21 protein-coding genes are annotated in these 23,902 nt (G+C 74.1%); 11 read left to right on the top strand and 10 right to left on the bottom strand.

What is annotated here, in order from left to right:
- Positions 1–32: 32 nt before the first annotated feature.
- The 4 genes from OG617_RS22940 to OG617_RS22925 form a co-directional block, all read right to left on the bottom strand.
- Positions 33–722, bottom strand: a complete 690-nt coding sequence (locus tag OG617_RS22940) for a response regulator (RefSeq protein ID WP_405095058.1) — start codon at positions 720–722, stop codon at positions 33–35.
- Positions 719–2,275, bottom strand: a complete 1,557-nt coding sequence (locus OG617_RS22935; RefSeq protein WP_405095057.1) for a sensor histidine kinase — start codon at positions 2,273–2,275, stop codon at positions 719–721. The genes OG617_RS22940 and OG617_RS22935 overlap by 4 nt, the downstream gene beginning before the upstream one ends.
- 215 nt (positions 2,276–2,490) lie before the next feature.
- Positions 2,491–3,195 (bottom strand): dethiobiotin synthase, encoded by a 705-nt coding sequence (gene bioD / locus OG617_RS22930; protein ID WP_396680272.1) that lies wholly within the window; start codon positions 3,193–3,195, stop codon positions 2,491–2,493.
- Between the two features lie 199 nt (positions 3,196–3,394).
- The gene (locus OG617_RS22925; RefSeq protein WP_405095056.1) at positions 3,395–4,531 is read right to left on the bottom strand and encodes an 8-amino-7-oxononanoate synthase; all 1,137 of its coding nucleotides are present in this window, start codon (positions 4,529–4,531) and stop codon (positions 3,395–3,397) included.
- A 264-nt stretch (positions 4,532–4,795) separates the two neighbouring features.
- On the opposite strand from OG617_RS22925, the gene bioB reads away from it, so the two are divergent.
- From bioB to OG617_RS22900, 5 genes are all read left to right on the top strand, one after another.
- The gene (bioB, locus tag OG617_RS22920; RefSeq protein WP_396680153.1) at positions 4,796–5,791 is read left to right on the top strand and encodes a biotin synthase BioB; all 996 of its coding nucleotides are present in this window, start codon (positions 4,796–4,798) and stop codon (positions 5,789–5,791) included.
- A gap of 11 nt (positions 5,792–5,802) precedes the next feature.
- The gene (locus tag OG617_RS22915; RefSeq protein WP_405095055.1) at positions 5,803–5,994 is read left to right on the top strand and encodes a hypothetical protein; all 192 of its coding nucleotides are present in this window, start codon (positions 5,803–5,805) and stop codon (positions 5,992–5,994) included.
- A 5-nt stretch (positions 5,995–5,999) separates the two neighbouring features.
- The gene (locus tag OG617_RS22910) at positions 6,000–6,512 is read left to right on the top strand and encodes a GNAT family N-acetyltransferase (RefSeq protein ID WP_405095054.1); all 513 of its coding nucleotides are present in this window, start codon (positions 6,000–6,002) and stop codon (positions 6,510–6,512) included.
- A gap of 241 nt (positions 6,513–6,753) precedes the next feature.
- Positions 6,754–7,128: a hypothetical protein gene (locus OG617_RS22905; protein WP_405095053.1), complete on the top strand. Its 375-nt coding sequence runs from the start codon at positions 6,754–6,756 to the stop codon at positions 7,126–7,128.
- Positions 7,062–7,712, top strand: a complete 651-nt coding sequence (locus OG617_RS22900) for a hypothetical protein (RefSeq protein ID WP_405095052.1) — start codon at positions 7,062–7,064, stop codon at positions 7,710–7,712. The genes OG617_RS22905 and OG617_RS22900 overlap by 67 nt, the downstream gene beginning before the upstream one ends.
- 66 nt (positions 7,713–7,778) lie before the next feature.
- Here OG617_RS22900 and OG617_RS22895 read toward each other — a convergent pair whose 3' ends face one another.
- Positions 7,779–10,709 carry a glycoside hydrolase family 9 protein gene (locus OG617_RS22895; protein WP_405095051.1) on the bottom strand — a complete coding sequence of 977 codons (2,931 nt, stop codon included), beginning with the start codon at positions 10,707–10,709 and terminating at the stop codon, positions 7,779–7,781.
- 357 nt (positions 10,710–11,066) lie between these two features.
- Here OG617_RS22895 and OG617_RS22890 point away from each other — a divergent pair, with 357 nt between their 5' ends.
- The 4 genes from OG617_RS22890 (at position 11,067) to OG617_RS22875 (ending at position 15,593) form a co-directional block, all read left to right on the top strand.
- Positions 11,067–11,834: an LPXTG cell wall anchor domain-containing protein gene (locus OG617_RS22890; RefSeq protein ID WP_405095050.1), complete on the top strand. Its 768-nt coding sequence runs from the start codon at positions 11,067–11,069 to the stop codon at positions 11,832–11,834.
- Between the two features lie 392 nt (positions 11,835–12,226).
- Positions 12,227–13,795 (top strand): aldehyde dehydrogenase family protein, encoded by a 1,569-nt coding sequence (locus OG617_RS22885; protein WP_405095049.1) that lies wholly within the window; start codon positions 12,227–12,229, stop codon positions 13,793–13,795.
- A gap of 383 nt (positions 13,796–14,178) precedes the next feature.
- Positions 14,179–14,802, top strand: a complete 624-nt coding sequence (locus tag OG617_RS22880) for a DUF4956 domain-containing protein (RefSeq protein ID WP_405095048.1) — start codon at positions 14,179–14,181, stop codon at positions 14,800–14,802.
- On the top strand, positions 14,799–15,593 hold the full coding sequence (locus OG617_RS22875) for a polyphosphate polymerase domain-containing protein (protein WP_405095047.1): 795 nt from the start codon (positions 14,799–14,801) through the stop codon (positions 15,591–15,593). Before OG617_RS22880 ends, OG617_RS22875 begins: the two co-directional genes overlap by 4 nt.
- Positions 15,594–15,789: 196 nt before the next feature.
- Here OG617_RS22875 and OG617_RS22870 read toward each other — a convergent pair whose 3' ends face one another.
- The gene (locus tag OG617_RS22870) at positions 15,790–16,851 is read right to left on the bottom strand and encodes a GNAT family N-acetyltransferase (RefSeq protein ID WP_405095046.1); all 1,062 of its coding nucleotides are present in this window, start codon (positions 16,849–16,851) and stop codon (positions 15,790–15,792) included.
- Positions 16,852–17,102: 251 nt separating this feature from the next.
- On the bottom strand, positions 17,103–17,822 hold the full coding sequence (locus OG617_RS22865; protein ID WP_405095045.1) for an amino acid-binding protein: 720 nt from the start codon (positions 17,820–17,822) through the stop codon (positions 17,103–17,105).
- Between the two features lie 149 nt (positions 17,823–17,971).
- On the opposite strand from OG617_RS22865, the gene OG617_RS22860 reads away from it, so the two are divergent.
- Positions 17,972–19,177, top strand: a complete 1,206-nt coding sequence (locus OG617_RS22860; protein ID WP_405095044.1) for a phosphotransferase family protein — start codon at positions 17,972–17,974, stop codon at positions 19,175–19,177.
- Positions 19,177–20,388, top strand: coding sequence for an acyl-CoA dehydrogenase family protein (locus OG617_RS22855; protein WP_405095043.1), 1,212 nt, complete (start codon positions 19,177–19,179; stop codon positions 20,386–20,388). The genes OG617_RS22860 and OG617_RS22855 overlap by 1 nt, the downstream gene beginning before the upstream one ends.
- Positions 20,389–20,431: 43 nt before the next feature.
- On the opposite strand, the gene OG617_RS22850 is transcribed toward OG617_RS22855, so the two are convergent.
- The 3 genes from OG617_RS22850 to OG617_RS22840 all read right to left on the bottom strand — a co-directional run bounded on the left by OG617_RS22850 (position 20,432) and on the right by OG617_RS22840 (position 23,890).
- Positions 20,432–21,478: a LacI family DNA-binding transcriptional regulator gene (locus OG617_RS22850; protein ID WP_405095042.1), complete on the bottom strand. Its 1,047-nt coding sequence runs from the start codon at positions 21,476–21,478 to the stop codon at positions 20,432–20,434.
- Positions 21,479–21,560: 82 nt separating this feature from the next.
- Entirely contained in the window at positions 21,561–22,994 is a 1,434-nt protein-coding gene (locus OG617_RS22845; RefSeq protein ID WP_405095041.1) for a GH1 family beta-glucosidase, read from the bottom strand.
- A complete protein-coding gene (locus OG617_RS22840; protein WP_405095040.1) occupies positions 22,991–23,890 on the bottom strand; it encodes a carbohydrate ABC transporter permease in 900 nt (299 codons plus the stop codon). The genes OG617_RS22845 and OG617_RS22840 overlap by 4 nt, the downstream gene beginning before the upstream one ends.
- Positions 23,891–23,902: the final 12 nt, after the last annotated feature.

Here is a 23,902-nt window from a genome sequence, read left to right as displayed (position 1 = left end):
GGATCACGGCCCGCCGCCGCGACGCCTGAGGGTCACGTCTCGACGAGGCCGGCCTCGTGGGCGAGGATCGCCGCCTGCACCCGGTTGCGCACCTCCAGGCGGGTGAAGATGCTGGTCAGATAGCTCTTCACGGTGCCCTCGACGAGGTGCAGGCGGCGGGCGATCTCGGCGTTGGACAGGCCCGCGCCGACCAGGGCGAGCACCTCCCGCTCCCGGTCGGTCAGCCCGGCGGCGCGTTCCCGGGCCGCCGGGCGGCGGGCCAGCCGGGCGCCGTTCAGTTCGATCACCCGCCGGGCGATCTGCGGCGACAGGTACGCCCCGCCGCCGGCCACCGCCCGTACCCCGGCGATCAGCTCCCGCGGGTCGCCGGCCTTGAGCAGGAAGCCGCTCGCGCCGTGCCCGAGGGCCCGGGCCACATGGTCGTCCTCGCCGAACGTGGTGAGCATGACCGTGGCCGTGCCCGGCGCCAGCCGGCGGATCTCGGCGGCGGCGGCCAGCCCGTCCAGGCGGGGCATCCGGATGTCCAGCAGCGCCACGTCCGGCCGGTGCGCCCGGACCAACTCGACGGCCGCCACGCCGTCGCCGGCCTCGCCGACCACCTCGATGCCGGGGTCCGCGCCGAGGATCGCCCGGATCCCGGCCCGGATCATCGCCTCGTCGTCGGCGAGCACCACCCGCACCGGCCGGGCCGCCCCCGGCCCGTCGTCCCATCGGTCCATCATCCGTCGATCCGCTCCTTGCCCACGAGTCGCCCGTCCGAGAAGCAGAGCCGCCAGGTGGCCTGCGCGAGCGGGAAGTTGCCGTCGGTGTAGTACTCGCAGCCGGGGCGCGCCCTGGCCGGCGGCTCCACCTGGCGGCGCGGCAGGCCGGTCAGCTCCTGCCGGGCGGCGCCCAGCGGCAGCCGGTCGAAAGTCACGGCGTCGAGGACCGCGCCCGCCGTGGCGAACGGGTAGTAGACCAGGGTCAGCACCAGCCCGAGGACCAGCGGGGCGCCGAGCGCCGCGGCCAGGCTGCGCCGGACCCGGCGACGGGCCTCGCGCAGCCGCCGCTCCGCATCCGCCGACCGTCCCTCGCCCGACCGTCCCTCCGCCAGCCGCCCATCGACCGGCCATTCCTCGACCGGCTGTGCCGGCGGGGGGTCGAGCGGCGCGGTGGGCGCGAGTGGGAGGCGGGCCAGCACGGTGAAGCCGCCGGCCGCCCCCGGGCCCGCGGTCAACGTGCCGCCGGCCAGGCGTACCCGCTCCCGGAGGGCGAGCAGGCCCGAGCCGCTGGACGGCGGACCGGGCAGCGGGCCGGCCGGCGGCGGGGCGTTGGCCACACCGACCTCGACCCGGCCGCCGAGGCGGGCCAGGGTGACGGTGACCGGTGCGCCGGGGGCGTACCGGGCTGCGTTGGTCAACGCCTCCCGGACCACCCGGTGCGCCGCGTGCCCGGCCATCGCGGGCAGGTCGAGGGGGTCGCCGTCCAGCCGCACCGCCATCCCCGCCTCCCGGGCCCGGTCGACCAGCTCCGCGACGCTCTCCCCGGCCGGCAGGGTGGACGCCGGGCCGGCGCCCTCCTCCCGGAGCACCCCGATGATCTCGTGCAGCCGCTCGGTGGCCCCGGCGACGCTGACGCGCAGCTCCCCGGCCGCCGTCCGGTGCCGGGCCGGCAGGTCGTCGGCCAGTTCGAGGGCGGCGGCGCGCAGCGCGATCAGGCTCAGCTCGTGGCCGAGGGAGTCGTGCATCTCCTGGGCGATCCGGGCCCGCTCCCGCAGCCGGATCCGCTCGGCCGCGCCGCGACGTTCCCGGGCCACCGCCTCGGCGTGCCGGTCCCCCGCCACCACCAGCTCCCGCTGCTGCCGCCAGTACCGGCCGACCAGCCAGGGGAACACCCCGGCGAAGGGCAGCACCGAGGCGAGCAGGAACCAGGTGGTGGCGTCGGTGCCGAGCAGTCCCAGGTTCAGGATGGTGCCCCCGACGGCGATCACCCCGAACACCGCCGCGGCGGGGGCCGTCCCAGGGCTGCGCCGTCCGGCCAGGTAGCTGAACACCGGGATGGCGAAGACGAAGTTGCCGTCGAACAGGGAACCGAGCACCACCAGCATCAGCGCGGTCAGCGGCCGGCGGTGGCCCAGCCGGACGGCGACGGCGAGCAGCAGCAGGGCGCCGAGCCCCAGCGGGACGGTGTGCCTGTCGTACGGCGGCGTGAGCTGGGCGAAGCCGATCGGCGCCGCTACCACCGCCCAGAGCAGCCCGTCCCGCAGGAGCCCGCGCCCCAGGAGCCCGTCCCGCAACAGCCCACCGCGCAACAGTCCGCCCCCCGGCGGCCGGAACCGTGCCGGCCCGCCCGGTGAGGGTCGGGACCGCGCCGGCCCGCCCCGGACGCCGCCACGCCATCGCTCCCATCGCTCCCACCGCACGTCGGCCAGGCTACCGACGGTGGTCGGGCCCGGGCACCGACGAAAGTCAGGTGGCCGCCGACGGACCGTGCGTGCCCGTCAGGCGGCGGTCAGCTGCTGTCCTCGGCCCAGGCGCGCCAGTCGTCGAGCACCCCGTACAGCGCCGGGGTGAGCCAGCCCGAGGCGGACCGGCGGAACACCCCCGGGTCCATCGCCCCGGCGCCCGCCGGAAGCGCGCCGAACAGGTTGGGCACCAGGTCGGTCAGGTTCGCCCAGTGCACCAGCTCCGGCGTCGCCGGCCAGGCGCCGATCACCACTCCGGCCGGCACCGCACGCCGCTGGAGCGCCTCGAGGGTCAGCGCGGTGTGGTTGAGGGTGCCCAGCCCGGCGCGGGCCACCACCACGGCGGGGGCGCCGAGCGCCACCGCCAGGTCGGCCACCGTCCAGGGCTCCCCCGAGGGTCGCAGCCCCATCGGTACGAGCAGCCCGCCGGCCCCCTCGATCAGCACCAGGTCGTGCTTGTCGGCCTCCTCGCGGACGGCGTCGACGACGTCGTACAGCTCCAGCGGCTCCAGCCGCGCCACCCGGGCGGCGGCGAGCGGGGCGAGCGGGTCGGGGAAACTGGCCAGGGTCCGGCCGGTGAGCGGGGCGGCCAGCCGGGTCACCGAGTCGATGTCGCCCGGGTCGCCGGTGGCCGTACCCGTCTGACCGGGTTTGACCACGGCGACCCGCAGGCCGGCGGCCTGCGCGGCGGCCGTCACCGCCGCGGTCACCACCGTCTTGCCGACCCCGGTGTCGGTGCCGGTGACCAGCACCGGCCCGGTCCACGCCCCGCTCACGACGTCACCTCCACCCGTTCCGGCGGGGCGTGCCGGCCCCGCCCCCTGTCCCGTGCCCCCGGCGCCGCGCCGCCCGCCACGGCGGCCCCGGCGCGGCGCGGCCCACCGGCGACGGGACGGCCCCCAAACCCACCGGTCACGGGGCGGCGCGGCCCACCGCGACCGGGGCGGCCGGTCACGGGGCGCACTCCACGATCACGTCGAGGGCCCGCTCGAATTCCGCCCGGGGCACCCCGGCGCTGATCGTCAGCCGCAGCCGGGACCGGCTGTCCGGGGTGGACGGCGGGCGGAAGCAGCCGACGGCCACCCCCCGGTCGGCGCAGCCGGCGGCCCAGGCGGTCGCCGCCTCCGGGCCCGGGGCGGTCACCGACACCACGGCGGCGTCCGGCGCGGAGACGGTCAGCCCGGCGGCGCGCAGCCGGCGTACGGTCTCCGCGGCCCGCTCGGCCAGCTCGGCGCGCAGGTGGTCGCCGGCGCGGGCCAGGTCCAGCGCGGCGCGGACCCCGGCGGCCACGGCCGGCGGCAGGGCGGTGTCGAAGATAAAGGTCCGGCCGGTCTCCACCAGGTGCCGGACGAACTCGGCCGGCCCGGCGACCACGCCCCCCGCGCCGCCCAGCGCCTTGGACAGGGTCGCGGTGACCACCACGTCCGGCTCGCCGGCGAGCCCCGCGGCGGCCACCCCGCCCGCGCCGGACGGGCCGGTGACGCCGAGCGCGTGCGCGTCGTCGACCAGCAGCAGGGCGCCGTGCCGGCGGGCCACGGCGTGCAGCTCCGCCAGCGGGGCGAGGTCACCGTCGACGGAGAAGACCGACTCGGTGATCACCACGGCCGGACGGCCGGGCGCGGCGGACAGCGCGGCGGCCACCGCCGCCGGGTCGGCGTGCGGGGTGACCACGGTCTCCGCGCCGGAGATCCGGCAGCCGTCGATCAGCGAGGCATGGTTGTGGGCGTCCGAGACGAGCAGGGTACGCGGCTGCGCCAGCGCCCGGACCGCGCCGAGGTTCGCCAGATAGCCGGAGGAGAAGACCAGGCTGCCGTCGGTGCCGAGCCAGTCCGCGAGGGCGGCCTCCAGCCCGTGGTGGACGTCGGTGGACCCGCGTACCAGCCGGGAGCCGGTCGCGCCCAGCCCGTACGCCGCGAGGGCCCGTCCGGCCGCGGCGGTGACCTCGGGGTGGGTGGCCAGGCCGAGGTAGTCGTTGCCCGCGAGGTCGACCACGGCGTCCTCGGCGGCCCGGGGGCGCAGCCGGCGGGTCAGTCCCGCCTTCGCCCGCAGCTCGGCACGGCGGTGCAGCGCCGCCAGCCAGTCCGCCACGCCACGCTCCCCACGTCCGCCGGTCCCGGCCGTCCGCCACGGCCGCCTACGCCCGGGCGAAGTTACCACCCGCGGCCCGCGGCCCGGCGTGGCGCGGCCCGGCGCGCGGGACCGCCAGTGGTCCCAGGCGGGGCGGATCCGGAGGCACATACGGGGGGCGGGTACGGGGGACATACGGGAGCGGGCAGGGGCTGGTCGGGGCCCACCCGGGCGGGCGGGCTCGGGCGCTTCTCCAGGCCGGGGTGGCCTTGTAGGGTACGAGCCATGCCAGAGATCCTCGACCAGGCCCGGAAGCAGGTGCTGGAGAACGGCGTCGGCCTCGACGAGGCCGGTGTCCTCGCCGTGCTGAACCTGCCCGACGAGCACCTCCCCGCCGCCCTCCAGCTCGCGCACGAGGTGCGGATGCGCTGGTGCGGGCCGGAGGTCGAGGTCGAGGGCATCGTCTCGCTCAAGACCGGCGGCTGTCCGGAGGACTGCCACTTCTGCTCGCAGTCCGGGCTGTTCACCTCGCCGGTCCGCTCGGTCCTGCTGGACATCCCCTCCCTGGTGAAGGCTGCGAAGCAGACCGCGGCGACCGGGGCGACCGAGTTCTGCATCGTGGCCGCCGTGCGCGGCCCCGACGCCCGGCTGATGAAGCAGCTGCGCGAGGGCGTCGCCGCGATCAGGGCGGAGGTCGACATCCAGATCGCCGCGTCGCTCGGCATGCTGAGCCAGGAGCAGGTCGACGAGCTGGTCGACATGGGCGTGCACCGCTACAACCACAACCTGGAGACCTGCCGCTCCTACTTCCCGAACGTCGTCACCACCCACTCCTGGGAGGAGCGGTGGGAGACGCTGAGGATGGTCCGCGAGTCCGGCATGGAGGTCTGCTGCGGCGGCATCCTCGGCCTCGGCGAGACGGTGGAGCAGCGCGCGGAGTTCGCCGCGCAGCTCGCCGCGCTGGACCCGCACGAGGTCCCGCTGAACTTCCTCAACCCGCGCCCGGGCACCCCGCTGGGCGACCAACCGGTGGTCGAGGGCAAGGACGCGCTGCGCGCCATCGCCGCGTTCCGGCTGGCCATGCCGCGCACCATCCTCCGGTACGCGGGCGGCCGGGAGCTCACTCTCGGCGACCTGGGCACCCGGGAAGGCCTGCTCGGCGGCATCAACGCGGTCATCGTCGGCAACTACCTGACCACGCTGGGCCGGCCGGCGACCGACGACCTGGCGCTGCTGGACGATCTGAAGATGCCGGTCAAGGCGCTCTCCGCGACGCTGTGACGCCGACGCCGATGACCACGACGCAGGTGTGGTGCGACCGGTGCGGGGAGCCGGCGGACGCCGGGGGCCACTCGGCGTGCCGGGCGGCGCGGGAGCTGGAACCGCCCCGGTTCTGCGCGGGCTGCCGGCGGCGGATGAAGGTGCAGGTGCTGCCGGTGGGTTGGGCGGCGGTCTGCGTCGAGCACGGCGAGCTGCGGGGCTGAGCGCGGTGCCGACGCTACGGGGCAGGGCGGTCACGCTTCGACCGGCGACGGACGCCGACGTTCCGGTCCTCGCGGCGATCCGGTCCACGCCCGAGGTGCGGCGCTGGTGGCGCGGCGGCGACGACCTGACCGGGGCCGTCCGCGCCGACCTGGCCGACGACGTGCTGACCGTGTACGCGATCGAGCACGACGGCCGGGTCGTCGGCGCCATCCAGTGGTACGCCGAGGTCGACCCCGACTACCGGCACGCCAGCCTCGACCTCTTCCTCGACCCGGAGGTACGCGGCAGCGGGCTGGGCGGGGACGCCGTCCGCACCCTGGCCCGGCACCTGATCGACGACCACGGCCACCACCGGCTCACCATCGACCCGGCGGCGGCCAACACCGCCGCGATCCGCGCGTACGCGAAGGTGGGCTTCCGCCCGGTCGGGGTGCTGCGCCGCTACGAGCGCGGCGAGGACGGCCGCTGGCACGACGGCCTGCTGATGGACCTGCTCGCCGACGACCTGGCCGACTGACGCCCGGCCGCCGTTCGTCCCGCCACCGGGATCGGTGCCGGCCGCCGGTGCCGGCCGCCGGTGCGACGGAGCGCCCGACCAAACCCCGGTAGCGGCAGGACCCGCCGCGCCGCCCCGGGGACACGCCGTTCTTGGACACCTACCGTCGCCGGGGAACAGCAGGTGTCCAAGAATCGGACGGGAACACCCAGCACGGCCGGACGGGGCGGACGGTTGGGCGCGGGGCGGGCAGGGTCACGGGATGGTGCTCACGATTCCCGACGACGGCGAGGATCCGCTCGGCTGGCTGGCGTTCGCGCAGTCCGGCGTCCTCACCACCGCCCAGGCGACGGGCCTGCTCGGCCCCGGCGTCGTCCGGGGGCGGGTCCGATCCGGCCGGTGGCGCTCGGTCTGCCGGGGCGTCCTGCTCACCGGCAACGGCCGGCTGACCCGGGACCAGCAACTGTGGGTGGCGGTGCTCGCCACCGGTCCCCACGCGGTGCTGGCCGAGCCACCGCGGCGGCCGAGGCCGGTGTCCGGGGGCTGCGACGGGAGCCGTTGCACGTCCTGGTGCCGGCGACCCGTCGGGCCGGCCGGACGGTGCTGCGGCGGTTGCCGGTCGACATGGCGGCGGTGACGGTGCACCGCACGTCGGTGCTGCCGCGGGCGCATCTCCAGCTCGCCCGGCCACCCCGGACGACGACAGCCCGCGCCCTGGTCGACGCCGCCGGCTGGGCGCGTACCGTCGACGAGGCCCAGGCGGTGCTGGCCGCCGGCTGTCAGCAGCGGCGGGTGTCGCCGGAGGAGATTCGGGCGGTGGTCGACGCGCTCCCCCGGGCGCACCGGCGTCACCTCGTCCGCCGGACCGTCGACGACATCGCCGGGGGCGCGGAGGCCCTGTCGGAGATCAGTTTTCTGGGGCTGTGCCGGCGGCACGGCCTGCCCCGACCGGATCTCCAGCACCGGCGCACCGACGCGGGCGGGCGGACCCGCTGGCTGGACGCGTACTGGCGGGAGTGGGGGGTGCACGTGGAGATCGACGGCGCGCACCACACGGACGTACGCGAGTGGGCGGCCGACATGCGGCGGCAGAACGACGTGTGGACGGCGGGCGACCGGATCCTGCGCTTCCCCGCCTGGCTCGTCCGCGCCCGCCCCGACGAGGTCGCGGCCACCCTCCGCCGCGCTCTGCTGGCGGCGGGCTGGCACCCCGCAGCATGAATCTTGGACGGTTACCGTCCCGTGGGAACGGTAACCGTCCAAGGTCTCAATGGGGCGGGAGCGGCGTCAGGCGACCGTGCAGGGGGAGCCGTTCAGGGTGAACGCGGTGGGCTTCGGGTTGGTGCCGGTGTGGGTGCCGTTGAAGCCGAAGCTGGTGGACGCCCCCGGCGCGAGCGCCCCGTTGTAGGAGAGGTTCGAGGCGGTCACGGCGGTGCCGGTCTGGGTGACGTTCGCCGACCACGCCTGGCCCGCCTGCTGCCCGGCGTTGGGGAAGGCGAACGCCAGGCTCCAGCCGGTGAGCGCCGTCGTGCCGGTGTTGGTGATCGTGATGTTGGCGGTGAACCCCGTGCTCCAGTCGCTGGTCGCGTACCCGACCCTGCAGGAACCGGTCGGCGTGGGCGTCGGGGTGGGCGTCCCCGTGGTGGTCACCGTGACGGTGGGCGACGGGGTCGACGGGTTGCCGGCGGCGTCCAGCGCGACGACGTAGAACCCGTGGGCGGTGCCGGCGGTCAGGCCGGTCACCGCGTACGTGGTGCCGGTGACCGTGGCGAGAGCGGTGTCCACCGGCCACGTCTTCTTGTAGACGCGGTAGCCGGTGACCCCGACGTCGTCCGTGGACGGGCCCCAGGTGAGGGTGAGCCCGTTGGGGCCGACGGCCGATGCGGTCGGGGCGCCGGGCGCGGTCGGCGGGGTGGTGTCCGGGCCGCCCCCGGCGGGGGTGGCCACCGCGATCGTCGGCGAGGATGTCGAGCGGTTGCCGGCGCCGTCGCGGGCGTTCACCCAGAACCGGTAGTTGCGGGCCGGGGCGAGCGACGAGACGGTCAGGCTGTTGGTGCCGCTGCGGTGCAGCACCAGCGCGTCGCTGCCGACGGTCTCCTGGGTGATCTCGTAGCCGGCCAGGCCGCTGCCCCCGGTGTCGGTCGACGCGGGCCAGGTCAGGGTGACGCCGGTGGGGGTGAGCGCGGACGCGACCGGCGTGCCGGGCGCGGTGGGCGGGGTGGTGTCCGTGGGCGTCGAGGTCGGCTCCTCGCCCCAGACCCGGGTGGTTCCGGCGTACAGCGGCACCTTGCGGTTCGGCCCGGCGGTCACCTGGTACGACGGGTCGTTGGTCGGGTCCCAGGTGCCGCCCTCCGGCACGCCGACCTTGAACTGGACCTCCATCCGGTGCTGCGACTGGCCGGCCGGGGCGATGGTGTGCCCGGTGCAGTCGACCTCGACGTACCAGATGTCGCCGCTGTACTGCTTGGCCGTGGCCGGCGACGGGCAGCCCTGGGTGTAGCCGGGGGTGACCTGCACCGGGCCGGTGCCGTCGGGACGGAAGTAGTAGCGGAACTTCCCGTTGGTCAGCGCCCGGGCCGGGAACGCCGATTTGTTGTAGATCATCGCCTTCAGCCCGGTGGCCCGGGGCTCGGCCTGCATCACCGTGGTCTCCACGGTCAGCTCGTCGAGGTCGGGCGTCTCGGTGCCCGGGAAGCCGGCGAGCGGGCTGCCGCCGTATTCGGAGGAGAGCCGGGCCAGCGCGGAGGTGAAGCCGGCGTTGTAGTCGGTGGCGACCTCGTTCATCACGTAGTCGGACCGGCTGTCGGTGTACGCGTCGTTGGCCGAGGACGGGCCGCCGACCAGCGCGCCGTGGAGCACGTGCCGGGTCTCGGTGGGCACGGTCTGGCTGTCCCACCAGGAGCCGTGCGCGGTGCGGTGGTGCGGGTTGCGCGGCGGGTTGGCCCCGAACCCGATCACGTAGCTGGAGTTGCGCGGGTTGTCGCCGAGCGCGTAGTTGATCTGCCGGACGGCGAAGTCGTGGTAGCGCGCCTTGCGGGTGGCGTCGGTGGTCCTGTCGCTGTAGACCAGCGCGGCGAAGGAGGTGTTCGCGGCGTAGCGCAGCGCCCCCCAGGAGTCCAGCACGGCCATCCCGCCGGGCGAGTAGCTGACCTTGGACCCGTTCACCCCGACGGTCCACCAGTCCAGCCAGCGGTTGGCGTCGTCGACGTACTTCTGCTTGCCGGTCAGGTTGGCCAGCAGCACGTACGCCCCGAACTGCTTGTTGTCCCAGGCGATGGTCCACTTGTAGGACCGGGTGGTGGTCTGGTTCTCGGTGCCGAGCTTGTCGTACTCGCTCTCGGCCTTGGCCAGGTAGCTCGCGTCGCCGGTGGCCCGGTGGAGCCAGATCGCGCCCCAGACCAGCTCGTCCTGGTAGCCGCTCCACGAGCGGTAGAAGCTGGTCGCATCGGTGATGCACTCGTGGTAGCTCCTACGCACCGTGTCGGCGAACGTGTAGAGCTGCTTCGCGTGCGCGAGCAGCTTGTCGGCGTAGGCGGCGTCGGTGGGCCGGAACACCATCGACGACGCGGCCATCGCAGCCGCCGTCTCCCCCGCCAGGTCCGCGCCGCCGCAGCTGGCGTCGATCTTGTACGCGGGCCGCGCCATCGGCATGACCTCGGCCGGACCCCACCACTTGTGGTCGTCGTCGCCCTTGCCGACCTGCCCGTAGAGGACGTTCGGGGCGGGGTGCGCCTTGACGAGGTAGTCGTTGACGAAGCGCAGGTTGTTGAGCAGGTGGCTGAGCTGCCCGGAGGCGACGTACCCGGCGCGGTACTCGACCGCGCCCCAGGCCAGCATGGTGGTGCTGAACGCCATCGGGAAGCCGAACTTCACGTGGTCGCCGGCGTCGTACCAGCCGCCGGTGAGGTCCACGCCGACGTCGGAGCCGTCGGTGAGCGCGGAGTCGCCACGCCAGGAGACCCGGTTCCATGCCGGCTTCCTCCCGGACTGCTGGGCCTCGTAGAAGAACAGCGACTTCTGCAACGCCTCGGCGTAGTTGAAGGCGGGCGCGGCGGCGACGGGGGCGGCCTGCGGCGCGGCTACGCCCATGGTGAGGCCGCTGGCCAGGGCGGCGGCGGCAGCGAGCAGTCGACGCAGCCGGGGTCGGGCGCGGCGGGTGCGCCTCGGCGGCTCGTCGGCGGGGCACGGCGGCCGGGACGGCGGGATCGGGTGGCGCATGTGGATGCTCCTGACGGGAGGTGCCCCGGCGGACCCCGACCGGACGCGGGGACGGCGTCGGGTGGGTCGGAGCCGCCGGCGGCGGGTGGTGGGGTGCCCGAGGAGGCGCGGGAGCGCTCCCATGGATGCTCGACAATGTATCCAGCGGATTGCGTCGTTGGGAAGACCCGGCGACGTGGCGAGCGTCGGCGGGGCCGAAAGCGCTACCCCGACACGCCGCCCGGCGACGGCAATCTCCCCCTGAGAGTGGGATTCGACGCGGCGTCGCCGCAGCTCAGACCATTCGCCCGATGCCCGCGGCCGGCACGCCGCATGCGATCATGTGACGACCCCTCGTCTTTCACCGGAGGAATCCCCATGCCTCAGCGTCGGCGCCTGGCGCGCGCGGCCCTGTCCACGACCGCCGCCGCGGCCTGCCTCGCCCTCGCCACCCCGGCGTGGGCGTCGAGCACCATCGGCCTCAACCCGGCCCACGAGGGACGGACGGCGGCCCACTTCAACCAGGTCTGCGACGACGAGCGCTTCGCCGGCCTCCCGGCCGGCGACGACGGCTGGCACTTCGTGCTGCCGGGCAAGGAGTACGGTGACTTCGAGAGCCTGACGCTGACCTTCAACGACGGCACGGCCGCCGTCACGGTCACGATCCCGGACGGCTCGGATGCGTACCCCGACTTCTTCTACTCCACCGGCGGCCGCAACCCCCGGCAGATCCACGCCTACCTGTTCACCCCGGCGGGGTGGACGCTGGTCGGCGGGTCCGCCACGGTCAGCGGGACCGGCACCAAGTTCAACGTGAGCCACACCTGCGCCGGCGAGGCGCCGACGAAGTCCCCCTCGCCGTCGCCGTCCCCGTCCACCTCGGAGTCGCCGCAGCCGTCGGAGTCGCCGTCGGCCTCGGAGTCGCCGTCGGGCTCCCCGTCGGCGTCGGAGTCGCCCGTGCCGTCGGGCTCGGCGTCCCCCTCGGAGTCGGCGACCGTCCCCGCCTCCCCGTCGGGCGGCGAGGACCTGCCGCTGACCGGCGTGGCCGTCACCGGCATGGCGCTCACCGGCGTCGCGCTGGTCGGTGGCGGCGCCGCCCTGATGGTGCTGCGGCGCCGCCGGGACCGGATCACCTTCACCAGCTGACCCTCGGGCAGCGCCCGCGACCGGCCGCCGGACCTCCGTCCGGCGGCCGGTCCGCGTGCCCGGGAGTGCCAGGGTCGCCCCTGGGCCCGCCGCGCCGGGTCGCCCCGCGCGGCCACCCCAGGCCGTCCAGGCATCGATCCGCCGAGGCGCAAGAGCGACCAACGCCACTCCGAACGGGATCACATTATCGATTAGTCTCGATTCCCTGGCCGCGTACCCGCTGTTCAGGGCCGGTTGGCACGGCCCGGCGGGCGCGCGGCCGGCGGCCGGGAGGCCGACTCGCGTCCTGAGATACGAACGTACTGTTGCCGCCCGCGCATCGGCACGAGACAGTACGGCCATCAGCGGTGCCGTCGACGCCGCCGCTCCCCGGTTCACCCTGAGGAGACCCGATGGCTCTACGACTCGCCGACGGAACCGCCTGGACCGAGACCCTCGCCCGCGCGGTGGCCGCCACGCCCGAGGCCTTCGGGCCCGAGGCGGACGGCGTGACCACCCTGCGCAACCTCGTCGAGGGCGACTGGCGGGCGGTCGGCATGCCGCACCCCGTTCGCACTCCGGTCGACAACACGGTCCTGGTCAACCTGCCCCGGCTGGACGCCGACGCCGCCCGCGCCGCCGTCGCCTTCGCCGCCGTCGCGCACCGCGACTGGGCACGGACCCCCCTCACCGAACGCAAGGCCCGGGTCGCCGACGCCCTGGACGCCCTCACCGCCCACCGCGACCTGCTCGCCCTGCTGCTGGTCTGGGAGATCGGCAAGCCGTGGCGGCTGGCCTGCGCCGACGTGGACCGGGCCCTCGACGGGGTCCGCTGGTACGTCGGTGAGATCGACCGAATGCTGGCCGACGGCCGGGAGCCGCTGCCCGGCCCGGTCAGCAACATCGCCAGCTGGAACTACCCGATGAGCGTGCTGGTGCACGCCGAGCTGGTGCAGCTGCTCGCCGGGAACGCGGTGATCGCGAAGACCCCGTCCCAGGGCGGCGCCGTCTGCCTCACCGTCGCGCACGCGCTGATGCGCCGCGCCGGGCTGCCCGCCACCCTGGTCTCCGGCGGCGGCGAGGAGCTGTCCGAAGTGCTGGTGCGCGCCCCGGAGATCGGCGCGGTGGCGTTCGTCGGCGGGCGGTCCAACGGCGGGAAGGTCGCCGCCGCGCTGCTCGACTCCGACAAGCGGCACTTCATCGAGCAGGAGGGCCTCAACGCCTGGGGCATCTGGGACTTCTCCCAGTGGGACCTGCTCGCCGGGCACCTGCGCAAGGGCTTCGAGTACGGCAAGCAGCGGTGCACGGCGTACCCCCGGTTCGTGGTCCAGCGCGACCTGGTCGACGAGTTCCTCGACATGTACCTGCCGGTGGTCCGCTCGATCCGGTTCGGCCATCCACTCGCGGTGGACGAGAACTGGCGGGCCGGCGACCCGCTGCCCGAGCTGGACTTCGGCCCGCTGATCAGCGGGGCGAAGGCCGACGAGCTGCGCCGCAAGGTAGACGAGGCGGTCCGCGGCGGCGCGGTCCCGCTGCACCGGGGCAAGCTGGCCGGGGCGCCGTTCCTCGACGGCCAGGACACCTCGGCGTACGTCGCCCCGTCGGTGCTGCTCGCCCCGCCCGGCCGGTCCCGGCTGATGCACGCCGAGCCGTTCGGCCCGGTCGACACCATCGTGGTGGTGGACACCACCGACGAACTGCTGGCCGCGATGAACGCCTCCAACGGCGCGCTGGTCGCCAGCCTCGCCTGCGACGACGAGGAGCTGGCCGGCAAGCTCGCGGTCGACCTCCAAGCGTTCAAGGTCGGCATCAACAGGCCGCGCTCGCGCGGCGACCGGGACGAGCCGTTCGGCGGCCGGGGCGCCTCCTGGAAGGGCGCCTTCGTCGGCGGCGACCTGCTGGTGCAGGCGGTCACCCAGGGCGGGGACAGCCGACTCTACGGCAACTTCCCCGACTGGACGGCACTACCGCCGAACGTCTAGTGCCTCGTCCTTGGACGTTGATCGGGCAGTCCGCCCTCTGGCGCCACAGCGGCCCTGGGCTCGCAGTACGCGGCTCGGAACACCGGCGCGCGGCTACCGAGCGAGGCCGGGAGATCCCCTTGCTCGGCACCGCCGCCGCGAAGGCGTGCGCCCGATCCCATGAGGTGGCATGGGAGCCACGGCATCCGGATTCCGGCACCACCCACCTGGTCGCGGGACGCTGATCTGCTCCAACCGCCTCATTTCCGACCCTCGGGCCGCAGGCCGTGGACAAGTAGGCACAGCAGACCTCATGCTATGCACGCAGAGAGAGCAACACATCACCATGCGTATGCCCGGCCTGACATCAGACGCATGCCGGTCAGACCCCTAAAAGGATCCCCATGCCGCCAGTTCTGTTCTACGCAGCTGACCTCGTAGCGATTGGGCTACTGACCTTCGGCGTCTACCTTCCCCGTCACCGTCGTCGCGACCTGGCAGTCGCGTACCTGGGGGTCAACGTCGGAGTGCTCGCTGTCGCCGCCTCGCTGGCGACCAGCACCGTAGGTGCCGGCCTGGGCCTGGGACTCTTTGGCGTGCTGTCCATCATCCGGCTTCGCTCTGCCGAACTGGACCAGGAGGAGGTGGCCTACTACTTCTCCGCGTTGGCGCTGGGTCTGCTCGGCGGACTGGGCGCGGAGGTCGGCACGTTGGCCTTCGTGCTGATGGGCCTGGTCATCGCCGTCATGTACCTCGCCGGGCACCCGCGACTGCTTCGTCGCCACCGCCAGCAGACGATGATGCTCGACTCGGCGTTCACCGATGAACCAACACTCATTCGGCACCTCGAAGGCCTGCTCGGCGCTGCCGTGCGAAAAGTGACCGTCCAACGCGTCGACCTCGTCAACGACACCACCCTGGTCGACGTACGGTTCACAGTGGCCAAGGGCCAGCGGACCGCGACCGGCGACCACGACAAGGTGGCTGATGCCACCGTGCCCGGCGCGCTGCGTGGTGCTCGACCGTGAGCGGCATCGACGCAGCCACCGCGTTCCCTGCGCTTGCCACGCTCCACCCGATCGACCTCGAAGAACTCCTTTGCCGAGCGACGCTGCAGACGCGGGTCGACCGCAAGTACGTGCTACCCCTGGCATCGGCCGGGGTGCTCCTTGCCGGGATGGCTCGTACGGCTCGCATCCTTGAAATCGACAAGCAACGCTGCTTCGGGTATGAGTCGCTCTACTACGACACCCCGGAGCTGACCACCTATCTTCTGGCTACGCAAGGGCGACGGAGACGGTTCAAGGTCCGACGACGCGTCTACCTGGACTCCGGCGTCTCCTACCTTGAGGTGAAGACCTGCGGCATCCGTGGCAACACGGTGAAGCAGCGACGGCCGTACGATGCCACCGCCTCGGACGAGCTGACGGGCGAGGACCGCTCCTTCGTCGCTGAGGTGCTGCGCAAGGCGGGCATCAAGGACGCGCGCTACGACGCGTTCTGCCCGACCCTCAGGACCAGCTATCGCCGCAGCACGCTCTATCTGCCCGACTCGAACAGCCGGATCACCGTCGACACCGACGTGACATGGGCGCTGCGCGACGGCACGCGACTGAATCTCGAGGGGGTTTCGATCATCGAGACCAAAGCCGCAGGCTCCGCCTCGGTAGCCGACCGCCAACTGTGGGCCCTTGGGCATCGCCCCTGCCGGATATCCAAGTACTGCACCGGGCTCGCCGCGTTCCGTGACGACCTGCCATCGAACAAGTGGCGGGCCATCATGCGCCGACACCCGGCCCTTCGCCCGCCTGACGGATAGACCCCATGCTGACGAACGCCCCACGCACGCCACAGCTGAGCAGGCCTCAACCGGCCGCACTCGCGCGAGTACAGCAGCTACCCCGCCACCTGAGCGCGGTCACGGCCACCCGTCGGGCCGGTCGCGGGCTACCGAACCGGGGCCGGCACCACGGGCGACACCGTCCCGGCCCGGCCACGCTCCCGCCGGCCCGGGGTCAGCGGCGCTGGGCGGGCACCACCCCGGGCACCTGGGCGGCGACGAGCGGCACGGTGACGGTGACCACGCAGCCGTCCCGCTCCGCCGTCGTCGGGCGGGCGAGCCGGGCCAGCGTACGCAGCATCGGCGTGTTCTCCGCCTGGACGTGCAGTTGCAGGGCCGCGAGGCCGGCCCGCTCGGCGTGGCCCACCAGCCGGCGCAGCAGGGCCGTGCCGAGCCCCCGCCGCTGCCAGTCGTCGCGGACCAGCAGCGCCACCTCGGCCTCGTCCCCTTCGGCGAGCAGGTTCGCCATCGCGACTACCGGCTCCGCCGCCCCGCCCGAGCCGGTCGTGGTCGCGACGAGGGTCAGGCCCTGGGCCGGCTCCAGCAGCCGGCGCAGCCAGGACGGCGCGGGAAGTGCCGCCCCGCTGAGATACCGGCGCTGCCGGGTCCGCGCCGAGCAGCGCTGGTGCAGCTCCAGCACGCCGGCCAGGTCGTCGGCGCCAGCCGGGCGGACGACCAGCTCGGCGCCGTCCGGCAGGACCAGGGTGACCTGGTCGGCGGTCCGGCGGGCCGCGGTCGCCGCGAGTTCGGCGAGCGCCTGGGCCCGGGCGTACTCGGCCGGGGTGAAGATCGGCGCGACCCGGCTCAGCTCGTACGACCCACCGGTCGGGTCGGGCAGCGCCATCGTGGTGCCGGTGACGCCGCCGCTGACCGGAGTGGGTCGCCAGGTGACCTCGTCGGCGCCGAGCAGGGTGCGCAGCACCTCCCCCGTCGCGTCCGGGTCCCGGACCAGCCGGGTGGCCAAACCGAGCACCCGGGTGGGCTGGTCGGCCAGGCCACGCGCCTCGCTGCGCGCCACCCAGCAGTCCCGCCCCCGGCCCCGTTCCACGGCGGCGACCAGCTCCGCCTCGTCGAGCGAGTCGGGTGCGTCGACGAGAAAGTCGTCGACCGCGCCCACCTCGGTGGTGTGCACCTGCACGGTGAGGATGTTGACCCCACGCAACGCGAGGCTCGCCGTGAGCACCGACAGGTAACCCGGCCGGTCGTCCACGGTGGCTCGAATCCGCCACAGCGCCATGATTGTCTCCCTTCCCCGTCCACGACGATCCCGGGCCGCTGTTGCCGGGCCGTTGCCCGGCGGTGACGACCCGGGAACCGCCGCATGACCCTCACCACAGGCCGTGACCACCGCCACGGGAGCGGCTGGTCGCCGGCCCCGACGCGGTGCGGACCCGGCCGGCTCGGCCGGGTCCGCACCGTTTCCGCCGGATCCGCGTCCCGCATCGGGACCCGGAACGGCCGACGGGCCCCCCACCGGGGCCCGGTCGCTCAACCGCCGGCCACCACCGGCGGGGCATCCACCAGGTCCAGCCGGTCGCCGAGGATCACCGCGCTGGCCCGGACCAGTTGGGCGAGGCGGTCCACCTCGGTGGAGTGGAACGCGGCGGGGTTCAACATCCCGGTCTGGTCCCGGGCCACCACGAGCACCAGGCCGGCCCGGCCGAACGGCGCGATCGCGTAGTGGGTGCCGTCGGTGCTGGTCAGCGCGCGGGCCCGCAACGGGGTGACCTCGGGCAGCGCGGGCGGCACGGGCGTCCGCCAGCTCGCGTGCGCAACGGTGGCGTCGCCGCTGCCGGCGCCGCTGCCGGCACCGGTGCGCGACGCCCAGTCCAGCGGGACCACCGCCGCCACCGCCCAGTCCGCGGCGAGCAGCCCGGGCCCGGCGTCGACCAGGGTGGCCAGCCCGTCGGCCGGGTTGCCGGCGACCTGGGCCAGCAGCTCGGCGTCCTGCCCGGTGGTGGTCGGCGCGCCGATCGCCCGCCAGACGCCGTCGACCCGGACCCCCGGGATGGCGGCCAGGCCGGCCAGCAGCCGCTCCACCCGGGCGGCCCCCGGCCAGACCACGGTGAAGTCGTCGACCGCCCGCCCGCCGAGCCGTTCCAGGACGACGACCTGGACGATGTCGGCACCGGAGACGCCGAGTGTGCGGGCCACCTGGCCGAGTGTGCCGGGACGGTCCGGCAGGGTCACCCGAACTCTCAGCAACATGGTCGTCCCTCCGCTGGACGGGCCGGCACGTGACGGCCGGCAGGCTGGGCACCAGCCTGCCTGTTGACCATTTCGCCCCTGTTGCCGCAGCATGTCCCCGGGGAAAAACCCGCCTTGACAGGACGGCTGAGGTGCCATCAACTATTCGGATGACCGACCCGGCCGACGCCGACGCGGGCGGCGGTGCCGGCGCGGGAGCTCCGAGAGGGCTTGACCTCGACCGGCTCGCCGCGTACCTGGCCGCGCGCCGGCCCGAGCTGGCCGCCGCGCCGTTGCGGGCCCGGCTGATCGCCGGCGGCAAGTCCAACCTGACCTACCTGCTCCGCTCCGGCGGGCACGAGGTGGTGCTGCGCCGGCCCCCGCTCGGGCACGTGCTGGCCACCGCGCACGACATGGCCCGGGAACATCGGATCATCTCCGCGCTCGCACCGACCGCCGTGCCGGTCCCCGAGGCGCTGCTGTTCTGCCCCGACACCGACGTGATCGGCGCGCCCTTCTACCTGATGGAGAAGGTCGACGGGGAGGTGTTCCGCAGCCGGTCGCAGACCGACCCGCTGACCGACGGGCAGCGGCGCGACCTGGCGACGGCGATGATGGACACCCTGGCCGCCCTGCACGCGGTCGAGCCCGCCGCGGTCGGGCTGGCCGACTTCGGCCGCCCCGAGGGCTTCCTGGGCCGGCAGGTCCGGCGCTGGGCCGGCCAGCTCGACCAGTCCCGCAGCCGCCCGCTGCCGGGCGTCGACGAGCTGCGCGACGCGCTCGCCGGCTCCGTCCCCGAGGGCGCGAACGCGGGCCGGATCGTGCACGGCGACTACCGGCTGGACAACCTCCTCGCCACCGTCGGAACCGGCGCGACCGCACCCCGCCCGGCCGCACCCGGCGCGACCGCACCCGGCCAGGGAGCCCCCGGGGCCGCGACCGGCACAGACCCCGCCGGGGCCGCGACCGGCACCCTCGGGGCCACCGGGGCCGGGGTGTCGGTGCGGGCCGTGCTGGACTGGGAGATGGCCACCCTCGGCGACCCGCTGGCCGACCTCGGGCTCCTGCTGACGTACTGGTCCGTGCTCGGCGACAGCGACGCGGCCGTCGACAATCCGGTCGCCGACGGGCTCGGCCCGCGCGCCGGCTTCCCCTCAGGGGCCGAGCTGATCGACCGGTACGCCGGGCGCAGCGACGTCGACGTCGGCCCGCTGCACTGGCACGTCGCCCTGGGCTGCTTCAAGCTCGCGGTGATCTGCGAGGGTATCCACTACCGGCACACCCTCGGGCAGACGCTCGGCGGGGGCTTCGACCGGATCGGCGAGTTGGTGGCGCCGCTGGTCGAGCACGGGCTGCGCGCAGTCAGGGAGAAGTGATGAACTTCCAGTTCGACGCCCGCACCGAGAAGCTGCGCGCGCGGCTGACCGCGTTCCTCGATGAGTGCGTGTACCCGGCCGAGGCGGTGCACGCCGAGCAGGTCGCGGCGGCCGGCGACCCGTGGTCGCGGTCGCCCGTGCTGGAGGAGCTGAAGGCCGAGGCGCGCCGGCGCGACCTGTGGAACCTCTTCCTCCCCGACCCGCGCTACGGCGCCGGGCTGACCAACCTCCAGTACGCGCCGCTGGCGGAGCTGACCGGGCGCAGCCCGCACCTGGCCCCGGAGGCGGTCAACTGCGCCGCCCCGGACACCGGCAACATGGAGCTGCTGGCAGAGTTCGGCTCCGAGGCGCAGCGGGAGCGCTGGCTGAGGCCGCTGCTCGACGGCGAGATCCGCTCGGCGTTCTGCATGACCGAGCCGGAGGTGGCCTCCTCCGACGCCACCAACATCGCCACCCGGATCACCCGCGACGGCGAGGAGTACCTGGTCGACGGCCGCAAGTGGTGGTCGTCCGGGGCGATGGACCCGCGCTGCGAGCTTCTCATCGTGATGGGCAAGACCGACCCCGACGCCGACCGGCACCGCCAGCAGAGCATGATCCTGGTGCCCCGGGACACCCCGGGGGTGACCGTGCGGCGCGGGATGACGGTGTTCGGCTACAGCGACGCGTCGCACGGCGGGCACGCGGAGATCGACTTCACGGGCGTCCGGGTGCCGGCGGAGAACCTGGTCGGGGCCGAGGGCACCGGCTTCGCCATCGCCCAGGCCCGCCTCGGCCCGGGCCGCATCCACCACTGCATGCGGCTGATCGGCATGGCCGAGCGGGCCCTGGAGCTGCTGTGCCGCCGGGCCAACCAGCGGATCGCGTTCGGCCGGCCGCTGGCCGAGCAGGGCGTGGTCCGGGAGTGGATCGCCGAGTCCCGGGTCCGCATCGAACAGGCCCGGCTGCTGGTGCTCAAGACCGCCTGGCTGATGGACACCGTCGGCAACAAGGGCGCGCACACCGAGATCCAGGCCATCAAGATCGCCACTCCGGCGATGGCGGAGTGGGTGATCGACAAGGCCATTCAGGGGTACGGCGGCGCGGGCGTCAGCCAGGACACCCCGCTCGCCGCCCTCTGGGCCCAGGCCCGCACCCTGCGCCTGGCCGACGGCCCCGACGAGGTCCACCGCTCGTCCCTGGCCAAGCACGAACTCCGCCGCTGGCTCTGAACCCCAACACCCGCCCAGGGAGGGCGGGTGGCGAGGCGAGGGGTCAGGCCGAGGCGCGGCGGACCATGTGGGTGTCGAGGAGGATGTGGTTGGCCGGCAGCTCGTCGCCGCGGATGCGGGCCACCAGCAGGCGGGCCATCTGCCGGCCCATCTCCTCGACCGGCTGGAAGACCGTGGTCAGCGGCGGATCGGCCTGCCGGGCCACCGGGGCGTCGTCGAAGCCGATCACCGCCACGTCCTCCGGCACCCGCCGGCCGGCCTCGCGCAGCGTCCGCAGCGCGCCGAAGGCCATCAGGTCGGAGGCGACGAAGACCGCGTCGAGGTCAGGGCAGACCTCCAGCAGCCGGCGCATGCAGGCCGCCCCGCTGCCCTCGCTGAAGTCGCCGTACGAGATCAGGTCAGGGTTGAGCCCGGCCCCGGTGGCCTGGACCGCCTCCCGGTAACCGGTCAGGCGGGCCAAGCCGGCGCCCATGTCCTGGGTGCCGGCGATGGTGGCGATCCGCCGCCGCCCACAGGCGAAGAGGTATTCCACGGCGTGCCGGGCGCCGCCGACGTTGTCCACGTCGACGTAGTGCGCCGGCTGCGCGCCCGGTTGCAGCATCCGGGCCGGCCGGCCGCCGAGCACGGTCGGCAGGCCGCGCTCCTCCAGCAGGGTGGGCAGCGGGTCGGCGTCGTGCAGGGAGAGCAGCAGTACGCCGTCGACGTGCTGGTTGGTCAGGTGGTGCTCGACCCGCTCCCGCTCGATCGGGGACTGCACCATGGCCAGCCAGAGCTGCAGGGGCGTCTCCAGCAGGCCGGAGCTGACCCCCCGGACGATTCCGGCGAAGAAGGGCTCGGTGAAGACCCGGTCACCGGACTCGGAGACGACCAGCGCCACCGAGTCGGTCCGCTGGGTGACCAGTGCCCGGGCCGCCCGGTTGGGCACGTACCCCAGTTCCGCGATGGCCTGCTGCACCGCGGCCCGGGCCTCGGGGCTCACCTGGGGCGAGCCGTTCACCACCCGGGAGACCGTGCCGCGCCCGACGCCGGCGCGGGCGGCCACCGCGTCCAGGGTCGGACGCCCGAGCGACCGCGTGCGCTGCGTTGTCATTTCTGCTCCTCCGACATCGGGCGACCCGACGCGCCCCGCCGTCGGGGGTGCGCCGGGTCCGCCCGTCACTGGCTGGCCCCGCCTATTGTGCGGCCAGACCGTTGCGTCGGATCACCTCGGCGTACCACCTGGCGCTGGACTTGGGGATGCGGGTCTGGCTGTCGTAGTCCACGTACACCATGCCGAAGCGCTTGGTGTACCCCCAGGCCCACTCGAAATTATCCAACAGCGACCAGGCGAAGTAGCCCCGCAGGGGCACCCCGGAGTCGATCGCGGCGTGCGCCGCCCGCAGGTGGGAGTCGAAGTAGGCCAACCGGTCGGCGTCGTCGACCCGACCGTCGACCACCGCGTCGACGAACGCCGACCCGTTCTCGGTCACGTAGAGCGGCAGGTCGGTGTACTCGCGGTGCACCCGCTCCAGGGTCTCCAGCAGCCCGGGGGCGTCGATCTCCCAGTCCATGTCGGTCACCGGGACCCCCCGGGTGACGAACCGGACGTCCTCGCTGCCCGGCCAGCAGGTCGACGCCCGCCAGTAGTCCTGCGGCGGCTCCCCCTCGACCGGGGCGGCCACCACGTGGCGGCTGTAGTAGTTGATCCCGACCAGGTCGAGCGGGGTCGAGATGGTCGCCAGGTCGCCGTCGCGCACGTGACCGAAGTCGGTGACCGCCGCCAGGTCCGCCCGCAGATCTTCGGGGTACGCCCCGCGCAGCACCGGGTCGAGGAAGAACCGGTTGGCCAGCCCGTCGATCCGCCGGGCCGCGTCCACGTCGGCGGGCGCGGTGCTGGCGGGGTCGACCGGGTAGAGGTTCACCGTGATGCCGAGCTGGGCGTCGGGGCGGGTCGCCCGCAGCGCCTGGACGGCCAGCCCGTGCCCGAGCATCAGGTGGTGCCCGGCCCGGACCGCGTCCGCCCCGTCGGTGCGCCCGGGCGCGTGCACGCCCGAGCCGTACCCGAGGAACGCCGAGCACCACGGCTCGTTGAGGGTGGTCCAGTAGCGCACCCGGTCGCCGAGCGCGTCCGCGACGAGCCGCGCGTAGTCGGCGAACCGGGCCGCGGTGTCCCGGGCCGGCCAGCCGCCGGCGTCCTCCAGCGGCTGGGGCAGGTCCCAGTGGTAGAGGGTCAGCCAGGGCTCGATGCCGTGGCCCAGCAGCTCGTCGACCAGCCGCCGGTAGAAGTCCAGCCCTTCGGGGTTGGCCGCCCCCGAGCCGCCGGGCTGCACCCGGGGCCAGGACACCGAGAACCGGTACGACTTCAGGCCGAGGTCGGCCATCAGGCGCACGTCGTCGGGCATCCGGTGGTAGTGGTCGCAGGCGACGTCGCCGGTGTGCCCCGCAACGGTCCGCCCCTGGGTGTGGCTGAAGGTGTCCCAGATCGACGGGGCGCGTCCGCCCTCGGTGGCCGCGCCCTCGATCTGGTAAGCGGCGGTCGCGGCCCCCCACAGGAAGCCGGGCGGGAAGGTCGGCGCCGGGCCCTGGTCGAGGACGCCGACGGCGGGCGGACGGATCGGATCGTTCACGACTTGACGGCACCTTCCATGATCCCGCCGATGATCTGGCGGCCGAACAGGACGAACACGATGAACAGCGGGAGCGTGGCGATCAACGTACCCGCGAAGATCTGCGAGTTGTCGGCGAAGTACGCCGTGTTGAGGCTGCGCAGCGAGATCTGCACGGTCGGGTTGGCCGGGTCGGCGAGCACCACGAACGGCCAGAAGAACTGGTTCCACTGCTCCATGAAGGTGAGCAGGCCGAGCACGGCCGCCGCCGGCCGCAGCGCGGGGACGACGACGTGCCAGTAGACCCGCCAGGTCGAGCAGCCGTCCACCCGGGCCGCCTCGATCAGCTCGTTCGGGACGGCCTGCTCGGCGTACTGGCGCATCATGAAGATGCCGAAGCCGCCGATGAGGAACGGCACGGTGACCGACGGCATGGTGTTCAGCCAGTCGAGCTTGGCCATCAGGATGTACAGCGGCAGCACGCCGAGCTGGATCGGCACCATCATCGAGGCGAGGATGACCAGCAGCATCGCGTTCTTGCCTCGGAAGCGCAGCTTGGCGAACGCGAAGCCGGCCAGGGAGCCGAAGAAGACCGTGGCGATGGTGATCGTCCCGGAGACCAGGAACGAGTTCATCAGCCCCTTGACGATGTTGGCGTCACCGTTCTCCAGCACCCGCTGGATGTTCTCGCCGAGCTTGCCGCCGGGCAGGAACGGCGGCGGCCAGGAGTTGGCGGCGTCGTTCGTCCGGGACGCGATGACGATCATCCAGTAGAACGGGAAGAGGGAGAGGATCACGCCGAGGACCAGCCCGACCCAGGTCAGCGGGGTGGCCTTCCAGAGCCGGTCGGCCTTGTGGGTGTCGCGCGGCGTCTTGGGGGTCCGGCGTACGGGTGGGCGGAGCGTCGTGGTCGTCATCTGGCGCAACCC

The sequence above is a fragment of the Micromonospora sp. NBC_01412 genome, assembly GCF_045040215.1.
GTDB lineage: Bacteria > Actinomycetota > Actinomycetes > Mycobacteriales > Micromonosporaceae > Micromonospora > Micromonospora rubida.
This window is presented reverse-complemented; position numbering and strand designations above follow the sequence as displayed.

Excerpts from the sequence above, each read along its gene's own strand:
- OG617_RS22895 (WP_405095051.1), bottom strand. The coding sequence starts at position 10,709 with ATGCGCCACCCGATCCCGCCGTCCCGGCCGCCGTGCCCCGCCGACGAG.
- OG617_RS22840 (WP_405095040.1), bottom strand. The coding sequence starts at position 23,890 with ATGACGACCACGACGCTCCGCCCACCCGTACGCCGGACCCCCAAGACG.
- OG617_RS22870 (WP_405095046.1), bottom strand. The coding sequence starts at position 16,851 with ATGGCGCTGTGGCGGATTCGAGCCACCGTGGACGACCGGCCGGGTTAC.
- OG617_RS22905 (WP_405095053.1), top strand. The coding sequence starts at position 6,754 with ATGGTGCTCACGATTCCCGACGACGGCGAGGATCCGCTCGGCTGGCTG.
- OG617_RS22890 (WP_405095050.1), top strand. The coding sequence starts at position 11,067 with ATGCCTCAGCGTCGGCGCCTGGCGCGCGCGGCCCTGTCCACGACCGCC.
- OG617_RS22850 (WP_405095042.1), bottom strand. The coding sequence starts at position 21,478 with ATGACAACGCAGCGCACGCGGTCGCTCGGGCGTCCGACCCTGGACGCG.
- OG617_RS22865 (WP_405095045.1), bottom strand. The coding sequence starts at position 17,822 with ATGTTGCTGAGAGTTCGGGTGACCCTGCCGGACCGTCCCGGCACACTC.
- OG617_RS22885 (WP_405095049.1), top strand. The coding sequence starts at position 12,227 with ATGGCTCTACGACTCGCCGACGGAACCGCCTGGACCGAGACCCTCGCC.
- OG617_RS22880 (WP_405095048.1), top strand. The coding sequence starts at position 14,179 with ATGCCGCCAGTTCTGTTCTACGCAGCTGACCTCGTAGCGATTGGGCTA.
- OG617_RS22940 (WP_405095058.1), bottom strand. The coding sequence starts at position 722 with ATGATGGACCGATGGGACGACGGGCCGGGGGCGGCCCGGCCGGTGCGG.
- OG617_RS22915 (WP_405095055.1), top strand. The coding sequence starts at position 5,803 with ATGACCACGACGCAGGTGTGGTGCGACCGGTGCGGGGAGCCGGCGGAC.
- OG617_RS22860 (WP_405095044.1), top strand. The coding sequence starts at position 17,972 with ATGACCGACCCGGCCGACGCCGACGCGGGCGGCGGTGCCGGCGCGGGA.
- bioB (WP_396680153.1), top strand. The coding sequence starts at position 4,796 with ATGCCAGAGATCCTCGACCAGGCCCGGAAGCAGGTGCTGGAGAACGGC.
- OG617_RS22855 (WP_405095043.1), top strand. The coding sequence starts at position 19,177 with ATGAACTTCCAGTTCGACGCCCGCACCGAGAAGCTGCGCGCGCGGCTG.